Genomic DNA, 19,189 nt, shown 5'->3' with positions numbered 1-19,189 from the left:
TGCTCGCGATTGCGGTGTGTCAGTTGATGAATCTGTTACCTGACCAACTGCTATCGCGAGCAGGCTCACTCCTACAGGGGCCAAGCATTACTTGGCGGACTTGATCGCGGCGCCAAGTTTCTTGGCGGTGTCGGCCGGGTCGGCTTTCGGGTCGTTGATGTAGTTGGTCACCACATCAAAGAACGCGCCTTGCACCGCCAGCGTGGTCGCCATGTTGTGCGCCATGCTTGGCTGCAGGCCGCCGGACTTGGCGTCCGCCAGGAAGTCTTTGGCTGCAGTCTGTGCGCAGGAGTCGAAACCGAGCTTGTCCATGTTGTTCAACATGTCGTTGCGCACCGGGATCGAGCCTTTGTTGATGCTGAAGACTTTCTGGAAGTTTTCACCCAGCACGACTTTGGCGATGTCCTGCTGACCGGCCGCAGTGCCTGCGTCCTTCTGCTTGAACACGGCCAGCGAGTCGATGTTGTAGGTGAACGCCTTGTCGGTGCCCGGGAAGGCTACGCACTCGTAGTCCTTGCCGGCGACTTTCTTGGCGGCGGTCCATTCGGACTTGGCCCAGTCACCCATGATCTGCATGCCAGCCTTGCCGTTGATGACCTTGGCCGCTTCCAGGTTCCAGTCCTGCCCCTTGCCATCGGCGTCCATGTAGGTCGCGACTTTCTTCAGCTCGGTCAGCGCCTTGACCATTTCCGGGCCGGTCAGCGCGGCGTTGTCCAGGTCAACCAGGGCTTTCTTGTAACCATCGACACCCATGACCGAAAGCACTACAGCTTCGAACACGGTGCTGTCCTGCCAAGGCTGACCGCCGTGAGCCAGCGGAATGAAGCCCGCAGCCTTGAGCTTGTCGCCAGCGGCATAGAATTCTTCGAGGGTAGTCGGGTTCTTGGTGATCCCGGCTTTCTTGAACACTTCCGGGTTGATCCACAGCCAGTTCACACGGTGAATGTTCACCGGCACGGCCACATAATCACCGTCGTACTTCACGGTATCGGAGACTTTCTTGTCGAGCAGGCTGTCCCACTTTTCCGACTTGGCGACGTCTTTCAACACGTCGGTGTCGAGCAGGCCAGTGGATGCCCACTCCTGAATGTCCGGGCCTTTGATCTGGGCAACGCCCGGCGGGTTGCCGGCAACGGCACGGCTTTTCAGCACGGTCATGGCCGTTGCACCGCCACCACCGGCGACAGCGCCGTCTTTCCAGGTGAAACCGTCTTTTTCGACTTGGGCCTTGAGCACATCAACGGCAGCTTTTTCGCCACCGGACGTCCACCAATGCACGACTTCAACCGAACCTTTGGATTCGGCAGCAGAAACACTGAGAGGCAGAATTGCGAGCGGGAACAGGGAGGCGACAGAAATGACAGTAGCGAGGCGAGAAATCGCATTCATCTGAGATGTACCTTTCTTGTTGTTATGCATGCAAGTCTGGTGCTTGCGCTGCACAGGAGTTTAAACAGGACGTTTCCCTTCGCAGGTAACGAAGGGACGCGCGAATGTCACTACATGGTTACACAGGACTGCTCTGGGATAACTGTGCCAGCGCAGTCGCCATACTGGGTGACAAGGGTAGACGAGGGATCAGCACGGCTTGCCAGGCGTGATACAGATCGGGTTTGCCTGACCAGATATCAGCGCTCGGGATGTTTTGCGGGTTGAGTTCGTGGTGCCAGCTACCGTTGCTACGGTCGATGAAATTCACTTCGCAGAATTCCCAGAACAGCCGGTACCAGGTTTCGTATTGCGCATCACCCGTGCGTTTGAGCAAAGCACTGGCAGCGGCGCTGGCCTCGGCGTGTGTCCAGTGCAGGCGATGGCGGACGACGGCTTTGTTGTTCCAGTCGAGGGTGTAGACGATGCCCGGCAGACCATCGACATCCCAACCGTTGCGGCAATTGTTCTCGAACAGTTTTTGCGCGTCGGTGGCGAGCCAACCGGGCGTGAGCATGCCGGCCTGAACCCGCGCCGCTTCGAGGTGCAGCAGCAGCCGCGCCCATTCGAAACCGTGGCCCGGCGTGGTGCCATAAGGGCGGAAACCATCGGCGGGATTGTCGTGGTTGTATTCACGCAGCGGCTGCCAGTCGCGGTCGAAATGTTCGATGACCATGTAACCGTTGGCGGCGGCGTGACCGTGGATCACCCGCTCGACGATGCGTTGCGCGCGAATCAGCCAGCGCGGATCTTCAGTGACATCGGCCAGCGCGAGAAACGCTTCGGTCGCGTGCATGTTGCTGTTGGCGCCGCGATAGGCTTCTTCTTCGCTCCAGTCGCGATTGAAGAATTCGCGCATGGCGCCCTCTTCTTCGCTCCAGAAATACGTGTCGATGATGTCGATGGCGTCATCCAGCAACGCCTGGGCACCAGGACGTTGTGCGACCACCGCAGAGCTGGCAGCCAGTGCGACAAAGGCATGCAGATAGGCATTCTTGCCGGTGTTGTCATCGCGGTGTTCGGCGACCGCAAACCAGCCACCCTGCAGGGCGTCACGCAACGGCCCGCGCAAGGCGGCAATGCCGTGATCGATTAGTTCGGCAAAACCCGGCAAACCCTGAATGTGGGCCATGGCGAAGCTGTGGGTCATGCGCGCGGTGTTCATGGTTTCGGCTTGTGCGTTCGCTGGCAAACGGCCGCGTTCGTCGAGGTTGCCGAAGCCTTGCGGCAGTTTTGCTGCCTTGGCGAAATCCAGCAGACGCAGGCCTTCAGCGGCGAGCCATTGCTGGTGGGCAGGGGCATTCAGCCAACTGCTGAAGCCGGGTTGGAAGAGATCCATGGGTGGCCTTTTTTGTTGTTATGACTGCGGGGAGTCTAAACAACGGGCCGGGGTGGGCTTGTAACGAAGGGGGCGGGGTTTGTCACTGACCGGTGACAAAGAGCTACCCTCACCCCAGCCCTCCCGAAACGTCGGACCGCCCGTAGGGAGAGGGGGCCGACCGAGTGGTGCTAAGTTATCCGCCGACCTGATACATCGAGTCGATTATGGATTCGCTAACGGACTTCCAGGTCGGCGTATCTCTTCAGCATCCCCCGATCAGTCCCCTCTCCCCCCGGGAGAGGGCTAGGGTGAGGGAAAGCTTTTGACTCAATCCGCCGAACGCGGCAATTGCAGGGTCACCCGCAACCCACCCTCACGCAGATTCTGCAACGTCACCTCCCCACCATGGCTGTGGGCAATATTGCGCGCGATGCCCAACCCCAAGCCATAACCCTGCTGCTGCCCCGCCAGACGGAAGTGCGGTTCGAACACTTGCTCCAGCCGCTGCTCCGGAACACCCGGCCCTTCATCGTCGACGTGCAGAACAAACGCGCGCTCATCGTCGTCGATGTGCAAATGCGCGTTTTGCCCGTACTTCAACGCATTGTCGATCAGGTTACCGATGCAGCGCTTCAACGCCAGCGGCTTGCCCGGATAAGCCGCCAGCGCCTTGCCCTGCTGCGTCACGCGGCCATTGCCGTTCGGCGCCAGATACGGCTCCACCAGACAGTCGAGCACATGGTTCAAGTCCACCGGTTCGATGTTCTCGTGGATGTCGGTGTCCTTCACGCATTGCAGCGCGCCTTTGACCAGCAGTTCCAACTCATCCAGATCACGGCCGAACTTGGTTTGCAGCGTTTCGTCTTCAAGCAATTCGACGCGCAAGCGCAAACGGGTAATCGGCGTGCGCAGGTCATGGGAGATCGCGCTGAACAACTGGCTGCGCTCGGTCAGGTAACGGCTGATGCGCTCGCGCATGGTGTTGAAGGCGCGGCCCACTTCCACCACTTCACTGCCGCCGCCCTCGGCCACTGGCTCGACGTCGGCACCCAGCGACAAATCCCGCGCCGCCCGCGCCAGACGCTTGAGCGGCCGGCTCTGCCAATGCACCAGCAGGCCGATAAACAGCAGCAGGAATCCGCTGGTGAGGACGATGAACCACACCTGCTGCGACGGCAGGCCTTGCTCTTCAAGACTGGTGTACGGCTCCGGCAACAGCGAGGCGATGTACAGCCACTCGCCCGGGGCCATTTGAATCTGCGTGACCAGCACGGGTGGGTTCACCGGTTCCAGAGTCAACGCGTAATGCGCCCAAGAGCGCGGCAGCTCATCAAGCTTCAGCCCGGCGTTGAAAATCCGCAGATCTTCGGGGCTGACAAAGGTCACCGAAATATCCGTGTCATTGCCGAGCGTCTGACGCAGCACTTCGTCGACCGCTTTCATCACCGCCGCTTTACGCGGCGTCACCGGCAGCACATCCATGCCCAACGGCTTGTCGTTGAGCGTCACCACGAATCGCGTGCCGCCCATGCTGCGCAATTGGTCGAGCACCAATGGCCGATAAGCCACCGGCAACGAGCGGAAGTAACTGACGCTGGCGGTCATCGAATGGGCGAGGCTGCGGGCGCTGGTGACCAGGCCTTCGAGCTGCGTAGCGCGCAGTTGCGAGACCCAGATCACGCTCGACAATGTTTGCGCGAACAGCACCGCGAGCAACGTCAGCAGCAACATCCGCCCGAGCAGCGAACGCGGCATCGGCACTTTGCCGGCGAATTTGCGCAGCGACTCAGTGACCATTGCCGGCAACCACGTTGGCTGCCAGTTGGTAGCCACTGCCGCGCACGGTACGAATCAGCCGTGGCGGTTTTTCCGTGTCGCGCAGGCGTTGGCGCAAACGGCTGACGGCCATGTCGACGATGCGATCGAGCGGCATCAGGTCGCGGCCCCGGGTGGCGTTGCCGATGGTGTCGCGGTCGAGGATTTCCTGCGGGTGATCGAGGAACAGTTTCAGCAGGGCGAAGTCGGCGCCAGACAGAATCACCTCCTCGCCGTCGGTGTGAAACAGGCGATGGCTGACCATGTCCAGCCGCCACTCGTCAAAGGCCAGCACATCGCTGCCACTGCGCTCCTGACCGAATTGCGCACGCCGCAGCAACGCCTTGATGCGCGCTTGCAGTTCGCGGGGGCTGAAGGGTTTGCCGAGATAGTCGTCGGCGCCGAGTTCCAGACCGATCACGCGGTCGGCTTCGTCAGAACTGGCGGTGAGCATGATGATCGGCACCTGCGCCTGACGCGGATGCTGACGCACCCAACGGCAGAGGCTGAAGCCATCTTCGTCGGGCAGCATGACATCGAGGATCACCAGATCGCTCGGCGCCTCGTTGAGGGCCTGGCGAAAACTGGCGCCATCGGCGGTGGCCCGTACCTGAAACCCGGCGCGGGTCAGGTAGGTTTCCAGCAACTCGCGTATTTCCTGGTCGTCATCGACCAACAATATCGACTTGTTGACTGAGCTCACTTCGAAGGCATCCTTGTTGTTGGAATTGGGGCGGATTATGCCTTAAGCACTGATTTTACAAACACCACAAAACAACTGTAGGAGTGAGCCTGCTCGCGATAGCCGTCTTACATTCAACACATTGGTTGACTGACATATCGCTATCGCGAGCAGGCTCACTCCTACAGTTTGATTGCATTTCAGGTTGGGGTTGATTGGTCCAGGGCCACGCCAGCACCGACAAGCCCGGAATACGGCGCTGTCACCAGCCACACCGGGATGCCTTTGAAGTAATCGCTCATGCAGCCTTTGTCAGCAAAGCTGCGGGCAAAACCGCTTTCGAGGAAGAAATCGGCAAACCGGGGAATCACCCCGCCGACGATATACACCCCGCCACGTGCGCCCGTGGTCAGCACGTTGTTGCCGGCGACACGGCCGAGCCAGCAGCAGAACTGCCCGAGCACTTCCAGGGCAATCGGATCACCCGCCAGCCCGGCCGCCGTGATCGCTTCCGGCGTATCAAGCGTTGGCTCATGCCCATCGACCGCACAGATCGCCCGGTAAACCCGTGGCAAACCGCCGCCGCTCAACGCAGTTTCCGCGCTGACATGGCCGATTTCGCTGTGGATGTGCTGCCACAGCTGGGTTTCACGCGGGCTGCTCAACGGCAGATCAACATGCCCACCCTCGCCCGGCAACGCCGCGAAACGGCCCTCGCCAAGATCGAGCAAGGTGCCGACGCCGAGGCCAGTGCCCGGGCCGATCACCACCGCCGGGCGCAACGGCTCCGGCGTACCCTCGCAAACCACGCGGAATTCGCCGGGCTGCAAACGGGTCATGCCCAGCGCCATCGCCGAGAAGTCGTTGACCAGCAACAACTGCTTGACCTGCAAGGTTTTGCAGAACGCTGTGCGACTCAAGCGCCAGTGATTGTTGGTGAATTTGAATTCATCACCACTGACCGGACCTGCCACCGACAGGCACACCGAACCGATCGAACCCGGCGCCAGACCGAGCCCGTTCAGATAGAGGCTGATTGCCTCTTCCAGGCTGGCATGGTCGGCCGTGGCCAGCACCTGAACCGATTCCAGTTGCTGGTTTTTCCACAACGCAAACCGCGCGTTGGTGCCTCCGATGTCACCGACCAAAGCCAGTTTCAATTAAGCGTCTCCAGGGCAGAAGTGAAGGCGCTGGCGCCCTGCTCCGCCGAGCTGAAGGCCAAACGCATAAAGCCAAACAGTTCGCGACCGCTGCCGATGTTGTTGCCCAACAGGCCTTTGGCGGGTTCGCGCGCTGCAAATTCTGCGGCGTCGACCTTGAGTTCCAAAGTGCCTTTGACGCCATCGACGCGGATGATATCGCCCTCTTGCACGCGCGCCAAAGCACCACCGACATAAGCTTCGGGGCTGACGTGAATCGCGGCGGGGATTTTCCCCGAGGCACCGGACATCCGGCCGTCCGTCACCAGCGCGACTTTGAAGCCGCGATCCTGCAACACGCCGAGGAACGGCGTCATTTTGTGCAGCTCCGGCATGCCGTTGGAACGCGGCCCCTGGAAGCGCATCACGGCGACGAAATCTTTTTCCAGCAGACCGGCCTTGAACGCGTCGGCCAGATCTTGTTGATCCTGGAACACCATCGCTGGCGCTTCGACGATCTGGTTCTCCAGGGCGACGGCGGACACCTTCATCACACCGCGACCGAGGTTGCCTTCCATCACGCGCAAGCCACCCTCCGCCGAGAACGCACGGGCGACCGGACGCAGGATGTTTTCGTCGAGGCTGTCGACCGGGCCTTCACGCCAGACCAGTTCACCGTTATCAAGGAACGGTTCCTTGGTGTATTTGCTCAAGCCGTGGCCAAGCACGGTGTTGACGTCTTCGTGCAGCAGACCGGCGCCGAGCAGTTCGCGGATCAGGAACGACATGCCGCCCGCTGCCTGGAAGTGGTTGATGTCGGCTTTGCCGTTCGGATAAACGTGGCTCAGGGTCGGCACGACTTCGGAAAGGTCGGCCATGTCCTGCCAGGTCAGTTGAATACCTGCCGCCATGGCGATGGCCGGCATGTGCAGGGTGTGGTTGGTCGAGCCGCCGGTGGCGTGCAGCGCAACAATCGAGTTGACCAGCGACTTCTCGTCGACGATTTCACCGATCGGCATGAAGTTGCCATTTTGTTTGGTCAGACGCGTGACCTGGTGCGCGGCTTCGCGGGTCAGCGCATCACGCAGCGGCGTGTTCGGGTTGACGAACGAGGCGCCCGGCAAGTGCAGGCCCATGACTTCCATCAGCAACTGGTTGGTGTTGGCGGTGCCGTAGAAGGTGCACGTGCCCGGGCTGTGGTAGGACTTCATCTCCGATTCCAGCAGCTCTTCGCGGGTGGCTTTGCCTTCGGCGTACTTCTGACGGACGTCGGCTTTTTCCTTGTTGGAAATCCCCGAGACCATCGGCCCGCCCGGGACGAATATCGTCGGCAGGTGACCGAAACGCAGCGAGCCCATCATCAGGCCCGGGACGATCTTGTCGCAGATGCCGAGCATCAGCGCGCCGTCGAACATGTTGTGCGAGAGCGCCACGGCAGTCGACATGGCAATGACTTCGCGGCTCGGCAGGCTCAGTTCCATGCCCGGCTCGCCTTGGGTCACGCCGTCGCACATCGCCGGAGTGCCGCCAGCGAACTGGCCGACCGAGCCGATTTCGCGCAGGGCATTCTTGATTTGTTCCGGGAAGACTTCGTACGGCTGGTGCGCCGAGAGCATGTCGTTATACGAAGAAACAATGGCGATGTTCGCCGAGTTCATCATCCGCAGGCTGTGCTTGTCTTCGCTGCCGCAACCGGCCACGCCGTGGGCGAAGTTGGCGCATTGCAGCTTGCCGCGCATCGGCCCGTCGGTGGCGGCGCCGCGAATCAGTGCAAGGTAAGCCTGACGCGTTGCGCGGCTGCGGGCGATAAGCCGTTCGGTGACCTCAAGGACGCGGGGATGCATGTGTAGAACTCCAGGCTAACGGATGTGGCGACCTGATTGTCTATGCTGATCAAACGCCGTTGTTGTTGGAATGACAGACGGCTTTTTTGACCATTCGGACCAGTTGATTCAGGTCACTCGTTGTAGATAAAACAAAATATTGCCACTAAAAAGGCTTGTTTTCTATTTTTATGCGAATAATCTTGTAATTCCAACAACAAAACGACGGCGGCGCTGTTCCATGACTCTTCGAATCGCAATCAATGGTTTTGGCCGCATCGGCCGTAATGTCCTGCGCGCACTGTATACCCAAGGCTATCGACAGGATTTGCAGATCGTCGCCATCAACGATCTGGGCGACAGCTCGATCAATGCTCATCTGCTCAAATACGACACCGTTCACGGCACGTTCGACGCGCAAGTCGAGCATGACAATGAAAGTCTGACCGTCAATGGCGACCGCATTGCGGTCAGCGCGATTCGCAACCCGGCCGAACTGCCATGGGCGGCGGAAAAGATTGATGTGGTGTTCGAATGCACCGGTCTCTTTACCGATCGCGCCAAAGCGGCCGCGCATATTACTGCCGGCGCGCGCAAAGTGATCATTTCAGCCCCGGCCAAAGGCGCCGACGCCACGGTTGTCTATGGTGTGAACCACGACATTCTGCGCCAGTCGCACCAGATCATCTCCAACGCTTCGTGCACCACCAACTGCCTGGCGCCAGTGGCGCAAGTGCTGCACCGCGAGCTGGGGATCGAAAGCGGTTTGATGACCACGATTCACGCCTACACCAACGATCAGAACCTCACCGACGTTTATCACACCGACCCGTACCGCGCGCGCTCGGCCACGCAGAACATGATCCCGAGCAAGACCGGCGCTGCTGAAGCCGTGGGCCTGGTGCTGCCGGAGCTGGCGGGCAAATTGACCGGCATGGCCGTGCGGGTGCCGGTGATCAATGTGTCGCTGGTGGACCTGACCGTGCAGCTGAAAAAAGAAGCCAGCGCCGAGGAAGTCAACGCGCTGATGAAAGCTGCGAGCCAGCACTCGAAGATTCTCGGCTTCAACACCCTGCCGCTGGTGTCCAGCGACTTTAACCACAACCCGTTGTCGTCGATCTTCGACGCCAACCACACCAAATCCAGCGGCAAATTGCTGAAGGTGCTGGCGTGGTATGACAACGAGTGGGGCTTCTCCAACCGTATGCTGGATAACTGCCTGGCGCTGTGTAACGCCGAGTAAGGTTGTCCTGATCCCCTGTAGGAGCTGCCGAAGGCTGCGATCTTTTGATCTGGTTTTTAAGATCAACATCAAAAGATCGCAGCCTTCGGCAGCTCCTACATTTATCTGCGTCGATCACAAAACAATACTTGACCATTCAACTAGATGATAAGCATTATCATTCGCTTGAAATCGATCAGGTCCTCCCGTGAGTCAATCGCGCTTCAACCACGTCTTCCTCACCCAGCGCACATCCTTGCTGCGAACGCTGGAACGGATGGTCAACAATCACAGCACCGCTGAAGACCTGTTGCAGGAGACCTACCTGCGTGTGACGCGGGCGTTGAGCGAGCGGGCCATCGATCACCTCGAACCTTTTGTCTTCCAGACCGCGCGCAATCTGGCGCTGGATCACTTGCGTGCGCGCAAGATCCATTCGCGAACCATGGTCGATGATGTGCCGCAGGATGTCGTGCACAGCGTCGCCGCCCCCGCCAGCAGCGCCGAAGACGCCGCCCACGCCGAACAGATGCTGGAGCGCCTGAACGTGAGCCTCAGTCAACTCAGCCCCCGCCAGCAACAGATTTTCATCCTCAGCCGTTTGCACGGAAACAGTTATCAGGAAATCGCCGATGAGCTGAATGTTTCCCTCAGCACCGTGCAAAAAGAACTGAAGCTGATCATGAGCATTTGCATCGGCGTCGCCGAGCGTCTGAATGGCGACTGAGGTCGTAGGCCTTTTCTGTAAGTGCCAGGATCGACTGCACGGATCATCGGGCTTTGTTACCCTTGCCCGACTTTTACGCTTCACTTGAAAAAACAGCCGTGCGCAGACACTGCCGAGGAAACACCGTGACGGACACCCACCGCTCGCCTTCGCCGGATTCGGTGCAGGACGCTGCCAACGCAATGGACCAGGCACTCGACTGGCTCATCGTACTCGGCAGCCCGGACGAGGAGCAGACCCGGCAATTTCATGCCTGGCTGGCGGCCGATCCGTTGAATGCCGAAGCGTTCGCCAAGGCCCAGGCGATCTGGGATGGCCCGCAAGTCGCCCAGTGCGCGCAAAGCCTGGCGGCCAAACCTGCGAAGGTCACTTTTCTCAAGCGTCTGCGTCCGCACTGGAAACCACTGGCCACTGCCGCCGTGCTGATCCTCGGTTTGTTCAGTTTCAGCAATTTGCCGATGCGCCTTCAGGCCGATCACCTCACGGTGGTTGGCGAGCGCCAGCGTCTGCAACTGGAGGACGGCTCGAAAGTCCTGCTCAATACCAATTCGGCATTCTCCAGCACCATCAACGATCAAAAACGTGTCGCGCGGCTGTACCAGGGCGAAGCGTTTTTCGAGATTGCCAGTGGCCGCAGCCAACCCTTGGAAATCGACGCCGGTCCGGTTCGCGCCAGCGTGCGCGATACCGCATTTGCCGTGCGTTATCTCGATGGCGTGGCGCAGGTCAACGTGCAGCGCGGCGATGTCGATCTGCAGGCGACGCATAACGACGCTCGCGTACGTCTGACGGCGGGTGAGAGTATTCGTATCGGCCCCAACGGTTTCGACCGCCCGGCCAAACTCGACGCCAACACGGATCTGGCCTGGGTCCAGGGCCGACTGGTGTTCGAGAACTGCCCGCTGAATCAGGTGCTGGCAGAATTGCGCCGCTACTATCCGGGCTGGATCATCAACAACAACGAGCAGTTGGCCGACGTCGCCGTAACCGGCAATTACCGACTCGACCAGCCGCTCGACGTGGTCCGCTCCCTCGCTCAGATCACCTCGGCGCAACTGAAAGAATTCCCCGCCCTGGTCATCCTGAACTAAATGAGAATTATTTTTACTCGATAGCCAACGTCAGTACGTCTCGTTATAGCCAATGCAATTGATTCGCAACACGCGAAGCCAATCAGCCCCTATAAAGATTCGTGCGACACGGAGCGCTATCGATGTCCTCACGCCTTACCCGCCAGACCTCCTCCCCTTCCCGCGTGCTGTCGCTGCTGACCGCTGCCATCCTGATGGCCGGTGCTGCGCCGCTGATGGCCGCGACCGAGCAACCGTCGCGCAACATGGGCGATTACTCGTTCGCCATCGGCCAGCAGCCGCTGGTGTCGGCGCTCAATGCCTTCACCGCCGTGACCGGTTGGCAGGTTGGCTTGCCGGCAGAACTGGGTCAGGGCGTATCGTCGCCGGGCGTGCGTGGCTCGTTGCCCCCGGAAAAAGCCCTGGAGCGCCTGTTGGTGGGGACCAACCTGAGCTTCCGCAAAATCAGCAACAACAACGTCGTACTGGAAAAGCGCAACGCCAGCGGCACGCTCAATCTGGATCAGGTGACCATCAGCGCCACCCGTCAGGAGCAGTCGGTCAACAGCGTGCCGGCCACTGTGACCGTGCAGACCCGTCAGGATCTGGACCGCAACAACGTCAACACCATCAAGGATCTGGTCCGCTACGAACCGGGTGTTTCCGTCGGCGGCGCCGGCACCCGCGGCGGCATCAGCGGCTATAACATCCGTGGCATCGACGGCGACCGCATCCTGACTCAGGTGGATGGCGTCGAAGTCCCGGACGGTTTTTTCAACGGTCCGTACGCCAAGACCCAGCGCAATTACGTTGACCCGGAAATCGTCAAACGCGTGGAAATCCTCCGTGGTCCGGCCTCGGTGCTGTACGGCAGCAACGCCATCGGCGGCGCCGTCAGCTATTACACCCTCGATGCCGACGACATCATCAAGCCGGGCAAAGACGTCGGCGCGCGTCTGAAAACCGGTTACAGCTCGGCCGATGACAGCTGGCTGAAGTCCGCCACCGTCGCCGGCCGCGCCGACCAGTTCGACGGTTTGCTGCACTACAGCCAGCGTGACGGTCACGAAACCGATTCCTACGGCAGCAACAATGGCACTGGCCTTGAGCGCACCGCCGCCAACCCGGAAGACGTCAACGCCTACAACGTGCTGGCCAAGATCGGCTGGAACTACAACGAAGATTCGCGTCTGGGCCTGACCTACGAAAAGTACAAGGATGATCGTGACACCGATCAGAAAAGTGCTTACGGCGGCCCGTACTTCAACGGCGCACCGACCATCCCCAACAGCGTACTGCCCGGCGGCATGTACCAATGGCGCACCGGCAACGACACGATCACCCGTGAGCGTTTCGGCATTGAGCACTCGTTCGCCCTCGACAGCCTGCTGGTCGATAACGTGAAGTGGAGCCTCAACCACCAGATCGCCAAAACCGACCAGAGCACCACTGAGTTCTACTACCCGATCACCCGTAAAGTGCTGCGTACTCGCGACACCATTTACGAAGAAAAGCAGTGGGTCTTCGATGCGCAACTGGACAAGGCGTTTGCCATCGGCGACACCGATCACGTGCTGACTTACGGCACCACCCTCAAGCAACAGAAAGTCACTGGCTCGCGCAGCGGCGACGGCACCTGCCTGGCCGTCGGTCGTGGCTGCACCGCCATCGGTGCGACCAGCACCGCTGACGTGTTGGCCAAAGCCACCGACTTCCCGGACCCGACCATCAACACCTACAGCGTGTTCGCTCAGGATCAGATCAGCTGGAACAACTGGACCTTCCTGCCGGGCCTGCGCTACGACTACACCCAGCTCAAGCCGCACATCACTCAGGAATTCCTCAACACCGTGGCGGCTGACGGCCAAGGCACGGTCAGCGACGAGAACAAGACCTGGCACAAAGTCTCGCCGAAATTCGGCCTGACCTACGCCCTGACCGAAAACTACACCTGGTACGGTCAGTACGCTGAAGGCTTCCGCACCCCGACCGCGAAAGCCCTGTACGGCCGCTTCGAAAACACTACCACCGGCTACAGCGTGGCGCCGAACCCGGACCTCGAACCGGAAAAAAGCAAAAGCTACGAAACCGGCCTGCGCGGCAACTTCGAACACGGCTCGTTCGACGTGGCGGTGTTCTATAACAAGTACCGCGACTTCATCAACGAAGACGCCGTGACCCCGGGCCGCAACGAGCTGACCTTCCAGTCGGCCAACATCAAACACGCCACCATCAAAGGTGCGGAAGTCAAAGGTCGCCTGAATCTGGATGCGTTCGGCGCACCGCAAGGCCTGTATACCCAAGGCTCGATTGCCTACGCCTACGGTCGCAACAACGACAACGGCGAGCCGATCAACAGCGTCAACCCGCTGACCGGCGTGTTCGGTCTGGGTTACGACCAGGACAACTACGGCGGCCTGCTGAGCTGGACGGTGGTGAAGAAAAAGGATCGCGTCGACGACAGCAACTTCAAGTCGCCGGATGGCGTCAGCAGCCAGTTCAAAACCCCGGGCTTCGGCATTCTTGATCTGGCCGGGTACTACAAAGTCACCGACGACGTCACCGTCAGCGGCGGCATCTACAACCTGACCGACAAGAAATACTGGCTGTGGGATGACGTCCGTGGTTACGACAGCGTCGGCGAAGCATCGGTAACGCAACCGGCCAACCTCGATCGTCTGACCCAACCGGGCCGCAACTTCGCGATCAATCTGATCTGGGACATCTGATCCGGCGAACCTCACGGCGCGTGTTCAGGCACCGCGCCGTGAGGTTTTTTTACGCTTGCACAGCGTCTTGTTCGTCTCGTTATCAAGCGCCTCTTTTATCAAGGACATGTCATGACCACTTCGGAAAAAGCCCTGCGTTCGCAACGCTTGAACCAGATCACCAATGAACCGCACAGCAAACTCGATGCATTGGTGAAGGCCCACGCGCCGTTCGAGACCCGCGCCAACTTCGCCCGTTTCGTCGTCGCGCAGTACCTGTTCCAGTCAGAGCTGGTCGACCTCTACAACGACGCCGAACTGACCGCCATCGTCCCGGATCTGCCGGCCCGTTGCCGTGCCGAAGCGGCCAAGGCTGACCTCGCCGACCTCGACACCGAAGTGCCGGCGCCGGTCGCGGGCGCCGTAAAAAACCCAAGCAAGGCTCGTGCACTGGGCTGGATTTTCGTTTCCGAAGGCTCGAAGCTCGGCGCGGCGTTCCTGATCAAACGCGCCGTGGCGCTGGAGCTGAGCGAAACCTTTGGCGCCCGCCATCTCGGCGAGCCTGAAGGTGGCCGTGCCGAGGGCTGGAAGAGCTTCGTGCGCACCCTCGACTCGCTGCAGTTCACTGCCGAAGAAGAAGCCGAAGTCGAGCAAGGCGCGATCGACGCGTTCAACCGCTTCACCGTGTTGCTGGAACAGGCCTACGCCACAGAAGCCGAATTGGCCTGAAGCAACACACATACCCCTGTAGGAGTGAGCCTGCTCGCGATGGCGTCCTGTCATTCAACATGAATGTCGACTGATACACCGCTATCGCGAGCAGGCTCACTCCTACAGGTGTCCTGCGTAAGCCTGTAAGATCTCCCTTCCGCTTCAGAAGCCACCGCTGAGCCCATGCCGCAACCCGCCTCCTCGAAACTCGCCCGTGTGCTGTTCGGCCTGCTGGCCTACGTCAGCCTCGGCATTGGCCTGATCGCCATCGTCGTGCCTGGCCTGCCGACCACCGAGTTCATCCTTCTTGCCGCCTGGGCCGCGACCCGCAGCTCGCCGCGCCTGAGTGCCTGGCTGGAAAACCATCGCTTGTTCGGGCCGATCCTCAGCAACTGGCGCAACGGCAAGATCATCGCGCGCAAGGCCAAAGTCAGCGCGACAGTGAGCATGCTGCTTTGCGCAACGTTGATGCTGGTGATGCTCGATCACGGCTGGCCAATCTATCTGGCGATTGCCGGGATGACCCTTGGCAATCTGTGGATCTGGTCGCGCCCGGAATCCATTCGGGTCTGCACTGACCCGACTTCACACTGAAACATCCCTGTAATTAATCCCCTTTTCAGCACTTTCCCCTGCGCAAACGTTTAGCGCTGACCGTTCGTCGGCACGCGACTCATGCCCTCTGCTCCCGCGCCGATGAGCATTGAATGGCGCTGAATGGATTTGGCGAACCGGATAGTTCATATCCGCCTGCCACCCGTTTATTCATTCGCGAGATCGCCCCATGTTCGACTCTCTGTCCATTCGCCTGAAAATCGTCCTGCTCTCCGGTCTGTGCCTGCTCGGTGTGGTTGCGCTGATCGTCGGCATGAACATTTACCAGACCAACCAGAACGACGAACTGGTCAGCAACTCGAGCAACAAATTGCTCACCGCCAGCGTCGAGAATCTGCTGCAAGCCAAAGCCGCCGAGCAAGCAGTGCGGGTGCAGAAGACCTTCGGCGAAAGCCTGACGGTGATCACAGCCGTAGCGGATCAGATCAAGGACATGCGCGTCATGGCCGCCAAGCGTTCGCTGGACGCCGGCGCCTTGCGCGAAGAGTTGAACCTGAGCCTGAAAACCGCTTTTGAGCGCAACGACAAAGTGCTCGGCATCTGGCTCGCTTTCGAGCCGAATGGCCTCGACGGCAAGGACAGCGAATTCGCCAACGATGCCGCTCGCCAGTCCAACGAAGCCGGACGTTTCGCCACCTACTGGAGCCGCGCTGGCGGCGCCTCGCTGAACACCATCATGGTCGAAGAAGACCTGACCAAAACCACCCTCAGCGTCAGCGGCACGCCCTATAACAGTTGGTACACCTGCCCTCGCGACAACAAGCGTACCTGCCTGCTCGACCCGTATGCCGACACTGTCGGGGGCAAGGAAATGCTCATGACGACCATTTCCGTGCCGTTGATCGTCGACGGTAAAGCCATCGGCGTGGTCGGTGTCGACATTGCCCTCGATGCCCTGCAAGCAGCGGCCGTGGATTCCCAGCGCAACCTGTTCAACAACGCTGGGCACATGCTGATTGTCTCTGGCAGCGGCGTGCTCGGTGCCGACAGTTCCGACGCGACCAAGGTCGGCAAGAAAATCAGCGACACCCTCGGCGCCGATGGCAAGGATGTGCTGCAACTGCTGACCTCCGGCACACCGAAGATTCTTGAACAGGGCGACCTGATTCGCGCCGTTTACCCAGTCGATCCGATTGGCAATTCACGCGCCTGGGGCGTGGTCATCGACCTGCCGAAACAAGTGCTGCTGGCCGACTCGGTCAAGCTGCAAGCGGTGCTCGACGATGCTCAGGAAACCGGTGTGATTACTGCGCTGCTGGTTGCTGTAGTCGCCGGTCTGGTTGGCCTGCTGCTGATCTGGCTGACCGCGTCCGGCGTCACCCGGCCGATCAACAGCGTCGCCGAAATGCTGAAGAACATCGCCAGCGGCGAAGGCGATCTGACTCAGCGGCTGAACTACAGCAAACAAGATGAACTGGGCGAACTGGTGAACTGGTTCAACCGCTTCCTCGACAAGCTGCAACCGACCATCGCGCAGATTAAACAGAGCATCACCGAAGCACGCGGCACCGCCGACCAGTCTTCGGAGATCGCCCGCCAGACCAGTGAAGGCATGCAGGTGCAATTCCGCGAGATCGACCAGGTCGCCACCGCGTCCAACGAAATGAGCGCCACCGCCCACGACGTCGCCAACAGCGCATCGAACGCCGCCAATGCGGCGAAAGGTGCCGATCAGTCGGCGAAGGACGGCATGTCGATCATCGAGCGCAGCACCCGCGACATCAATCAACTGGCCGATGAAGTCAGCAAGGCAGTGACCGAGGTTGAAGCACTGGCAGTCAACAGCGAACAGATCGGCTCGGTGCTGGAAGTGATCCGCAGCATCGCCGAACAGACCAACCTGCTCGCCCTCAACGCGGCGATTGAAGCAGCCCGTGCCGGTGAGAGTGGCCGGGGCTTTGCCGTGGTTGCCGACGAGGTGCGCAACCTGGCCAAACGTACGCAGGATTCGGTGGAAGAAATTCGCATCGTGATCGAGCGCATTCAGACGGGAACGCGTGGCGTGGTCGCGACCATGCATTCGAGCCAGACCCAGGCGCACAACAACGCCGGGCAGATTCGTCAGGCCGTCGATGCACTGGGCAAGATCAGCGATGCGGTGACGGTGATCAGCGACATGAACCTGCAGATTGCCAGCGCGGCTGAACAGCAGAGCGCGGTGGCCGAAGAGGTTAACCGCAACGTTTCGGCGATTCGCACCGTGACCGAAACCCTGACCGGGCAAGCCACCGAGTCGGCGGCGATCAGCAGCCAGCTCAATGCCCTGGCGAGTCAGCAGATGAAATTGATGGATCAGTTTCGCGTCTGACGCCACACCGTTGAACCTTGCTCGCGAATGCGGTCTGCCATTCAGTAATGATGTTGAATGTAACGGCCCCTTCGCGAGCAAGCTCGCTCCCACAGGGGTGAGTGTTCACCCGCTGGCGTTTTCATCTGACTCGGGATTGTTTTGCACTATCATCGCCCTCTCGCTCCGGAGGGCCTTCGATGACTGATTTACTCACGTCCATTCAAGCCGCACTCGGCTTGCCACACACGCCGATTCCGTTCACCGACCGAGGCGCCCTGCCCTCGGCGTTCGCCGTCACCGAGCTTGCCTGTGCCAGCATCGCCACGGCCGGTCAGGCCGTCAGCGAATTGCTCCGGCAGCAGACCGGTCACCTGCCAGCCGTTGCAGTCGACCGACGTCTGGCCTCGTTCTGGTTCTCGACCTCGATCCGCCCCCTCGGCTGGCAAGTGCCGCCACTGTGGGACCCGATCGCAGGCGACTACGCCACCCAAGACGGCTGGATCCGCCTGCACACCAACGCTCCACATCACCGCGCCGCCGCTGAACGCGTGCTCGGTGCCTGCGCCGACCGTGCTGCGATGGCTGCCAAAGTCGCGCAATGGGCGAGTACGGATCTGGAGCAAGCGGTGGTCGAGGCCCAGGGTTGTGCCGCGCAAATGCGCAGTTGGGTGCAGTGGCAGACGCATCCGCAGGGGCTGGCGGTGAATGCCGAGCCGCTGGTGCATTTCCTGGATTCGTCGGATGAGAACAACCCAGCGTGGCAAGGCTCGGTGGCGCAACCGTTGGCCGGGATCAAGGTGCTGGATCTGACACGCGTGCTCGCCGGCCCCACCGCCAGCCGTTTTCTCGCCGGCCTTGGCGCCAACGTGTTGCGCATCGATTCCCCGACCTGGAATGAGCCTGGTGTCGTTCCGGAAATGACCCTCGGCAAACGTTGCGCGCGGCTGAACCTGCATGATCCGGTTGATCGCGCGGTGTTCGAAGGATTGTTGAAAGACGCTGACATTCTGCTGCACGGTTACCGCGCCGATGCGCTGGAGAATCTTGGTTTCGGCGTTGAGCGCCGTCGCCAGCTCGCGCCGGGCCTGATCGACGCCGGCCTCAACGCCTACGGCTGGAGCGGTCCGTGGCAGAACCGTCGAGGTTTCGACAGTCTGGTGCAGATGAGCAGCGGCATTGCCGAGGCTGGGCAGCGCTGGAAGCAAGCTGACAACCCGACGCCGTTGCCGGTGCAGGCGCTGGATCATGCGACCGGGTATTTGCTGGCGGCGAGTGCGCTCAGGTTGCTGACTGAGCGGTTGGCGAATGGCCGCTCGGGCTCGGCGCGATTGTCGCTGGCGCGTACGGCAAAGTTGTTGATCGAGCATGGGCCGGGGACAACGCAAGCGTTGCGCGTCGAGGATGAACAGGACCAGAGCACGTCGATAGAGCAGACCCCGTGGGGCCCGGCGCATCGCTTGCAAGTGCCGGTGAAGATCAGCGGCACACCGATCCAGTGGGTGTTGCCGGCTACAGAACTGGGGTCGCACCGGCCACAGTGGTGAATCTGAAACCGATATCGCGAGCAGGCTCACTCCTACAGTTGACCGTATTTCTACTGATGGAACGCGGTTAACTGTAGGAGTGAGCCTGCTCGCG

At 60.5% G+C, this 19,189-nt stretch carries 14 protein-coding genes and 1 pseudogene; 9 read left to right on the top strand and 6 right to left on the bottom strand.

The features are described from left to right. Nucleotides 1–87: 87 nt before the first annotated feature. From H8F23_RS05235 to edd, 6 genes are all read right to left on the bottom strand, one after another. A complete protein-coding gene (locus H8F23_RS05235) occupies nucleotides 88–1,389 on the bottom strand; it encodes an ABC transporter substrate-binding protein (protein ID WP_007917875.1) in 1,302 nt (433 codons plus the stop codon). A gap of 118 nt (nucleotides 1,390–1,507) precedes the next feature. Further along, nucleotides 1,508–2,767 carry a D-mannose isomerase gene (locus H8F23_RS05230; protein WP_194933637.1) on the bottom strand — a complete coding sequence of 420 codons (1,260 nt, stop codon included), beginning with the start codon at nucleotides 2,765–2,767 and terminating at the stop codon, nucleotides 1,508–1,510. A 309-nt stretch (nucleotides 2,768–3,076) separates the two neighbouring features. Then, nucleotides 3,077–4,546, bottom strand: a complete 1,470-nt coding sequence (locus tag H8F23_RS05225; protein ID WP_194933703.1) for an ATP-binding protein — start codon at nucleotides 4,544–4,546, stop codon at nucleotides 3,077–3,079. Beyond that, a complete protein-coding gene (locus tag H8F23_RS05220; protein WP_003227460.1) occupies nucleotides 4,536–5,267 on the bottom strand; it encodes a response regulator in 732 nt (243 codons plus the stop codon). The genes H8F23_RS05225 and H8F23_RS05220 overlap by 11 nt, the downstream gene beginning before the upstream one ends. A gap of 179 nt (nucleotides 5,268–5,446) precedes the next feature. Then, entirely contained in the window at nucleotides 5,447–6,406 is a 960-nt protein-coding gene (locus tag H8F23_RS05215; RefSeq protein WP_194933636.1) for a glucokinase, read from the bottom strand. Further along, the gene (gene edd / locus H8F23_RS05210; RefSeq protein WP_007917882.1) at nucleotides 6,403–8,229 is read right to left on the bottom strand and encodes a phosphogluconate dehydratase; all 1,827 of its coding nucleotides are present in this window, start codon (nucleotides 8,227–8,229) and stop codon (nucleotides 6,403–6,405) included. The genes H8F23_RS05215 and edd overlap by 4 nt, the downstream gene beginning before the upstream one ends. A gap of 220 nt (nucleotides 8,230–8,449) precedes the next feature. On the opposite strand from edd, the gene gap reads away from it, so the two are divergent. The 9 genes and pseudogenes from gap to H8F23_RS05170 all read left to right on the top strand — a co-directional run bounded on the left by gap (nucleotide 8,450) and on the right by H8F23_RS05170 (nucleotide 19,095). Next, entirely contained in the window at nucleotides 8,450–9,451 is a 1,002-nt protein-coding gene (gap, locus tag H8F23_RS05205; protein ID WP_034153396.1) for a type I glyceraldehyde-3-phosphate dehydrogenase, read from the top strand. Nucleotides 9,452–9,638: 187 nt separating this feature from the next. Beyond that, nucleotides 9,639–10,157: an RNA polymerase sigma factor gene (locus H8F23_RS05200; protein WP_093430467.1), complete on the top strand. Its 519-nt coding sequence runs from the start codon at nucleotides 9,639–9,641 to the stop codon at nucleotides 10,155–10,157. A gap of 125 nt (nucleotides 10,158–10,282) precedes the next feature. Continuing rightward, a complete protein-coding gene (locus H8F23_RS05195; RefSeq protein ID WP_095048194.1) occupies nucleotides 10,283–11,248 on the top strand; it encodes a FecR family protein in 966 nt (321 codons plus the stop codon). Between the two features lie 122 nt (nucleotides 11,249–11,370). After that, nucleotides 11,371–13,956: a TonB-dependent receptor gene (locus tag H8F23_RS05190; RefSeq protein ID WP_194933635.1), complete on the top strand. Its 2,586-nt coding sequence runs from the start codon at nucleotides 11,371–11,373 to the stop codon at nucleotides 13,954–13,956. A 111-nt stretch (nucleotides 13,957–14,067) separates the two neighbouring features. After that, on the top strand, nucleotides 14,068–14,664 hold the full coding sequence (locus H8F23_RS05185; RefSeq protein WP_194933634.1) for a biliverdin-producing heme oxygenase: 597 nt from the start codon (nucleotides 14,068–14,070) through the stop codon (nucleotides 14,662–14,664). Nucleotides 14,665–14,829: 165 nt separating this feature from the next. Beyond that, on the top strand, nucleotides 14,830–15,240 hold the full coding sequence (locus tag H8F23_RS05180; RefSeq protein WP_194933633.1) for a YbaN family protein: 411 nt from the start codon (nucleotides 14,830–14,832) through the stop codon (nucleotides 15,238–15,240). A 190-nt stretch (nucleotides 15,241–15,430) separates the two neighbouring features. Then, nucleotides 15,431–16,711 (top strand): annotated as a pseudogene (locus tag H8F23_RS29210) (PDC sensor domain-containing protein); the annotation flags it as partial. Between the two features lie 102 nt (nucleotides 16,712–16,813). Continuing rightward, nucleotides 16,814–17,569, top strand: coding sequence for a methyl-accepting chemotaxis protein (locus H8F23_RS29205; RefSeq protein WP_407692549.1), 756 nt, complete (start codon nucleotides 16,814–16,816; stop codon nucleotides 17,567–17,569). Nucleotides 17,570–17,748: 179 nt separating this feature from the next. Beyond that, nucleotides 17,749–19,095, top strand: a complete 1,347-nt coding sequence (locus H8F23_RS05170; protein ID WP_194933631.1) for a CoA transferase — start codon at nucleotides 17,749–17,751, stop codon at nucleotides 19,093–19,095. Nucleotides 19,096–19,189 lie beyond the last annotated feature (94 nt).

Source organism: Pseudomonas neuropathica (assembly GCF_015461835.1).
Classification (GTDB): domain Bacteria; phylum Pseudomonadota; class Gammaproteobacteria; order Pseudomonadales; family Pseudomonadaceae; genus Aquipseudomonas; species Aquipseudomonas neuropathica.
Note: the sequence above shows the minus strand (reverse complement) of the source record. Positions and strands in the feature narration are given on the sequence as shown.

Bases quoted from the DNA above. Each gene is read 5' to 3' on its own strand.
- H8F23_RS05235 (WP_007917875.1), bottom strand. From the start codon at position 1,389: ATGAATGCGATTTCTCGCCTCGCTACTGTCATTTCTGTCGCCTCCCTG.
- H8F23_RS05230 (WP_194933637.1), bottom strand. From the start codon at position 2,767: ATGGATCTCTTCCAACCCGGCTTCAGCAGTTGGCTGAATGCCCCTGCC.
- H8F23_RS05225 (WP_194933703.1), bottom strand. From the start codon at position 4,546: ATGGTCACTGAGTCGCTGCGCAAATTCGCCGGCAAAGTGCCGATGCCG.
- edd (WP_007917882.1), bottom strand. From the start codon at position 8,229: ATGCATCCCCGCGTCCTTGAGGTCACCGAACGGCTTATCGCCCGCAGC.
- gap (WP_034153396.1), top strand. From the start codon at position 8,450: ATGACTCTTCGAATCGCAATCAATGGTTTTGGCCGCATCGGCCGTAAT.
- H8F23_RS05190 (WP_194933635.1), top strand. From the start codon at position 11,371: ATGTCCTCACGCCTTACCCGCCAGACCTCCTCCCCTTCCCGCGTGCTG.
- H8F23_RS05185 (WP_194933634.1), top strand. From the start codon at position 14,068: ATGACCACTTCGGAAAAAGCCCTGCGTTCGCAACGCTTGAACCAGATC.
- H8F23_RS05180 (WP_194933633.1), top strand. From the start codon at position 14,830: ATGCCGCAACCCGCCTCCTCGAAACTCGCCCGTGTGCTGTTCGGCCTG.
- H8F23_RS29205 (WP_407692549.1), top strand. From the start codon at position 16,814: ATGCAGGTGCAATTCCGCGAGATCGACCAGGTCGCCACCGCGTCCAAC.
- H8F23_RS05170 (WP_194933631.1), top strand. From the start codon at position 17,749: ATGACTGATTTACTCACGTCCATTCAAGCCGCACTCGGCTTGCCACAC.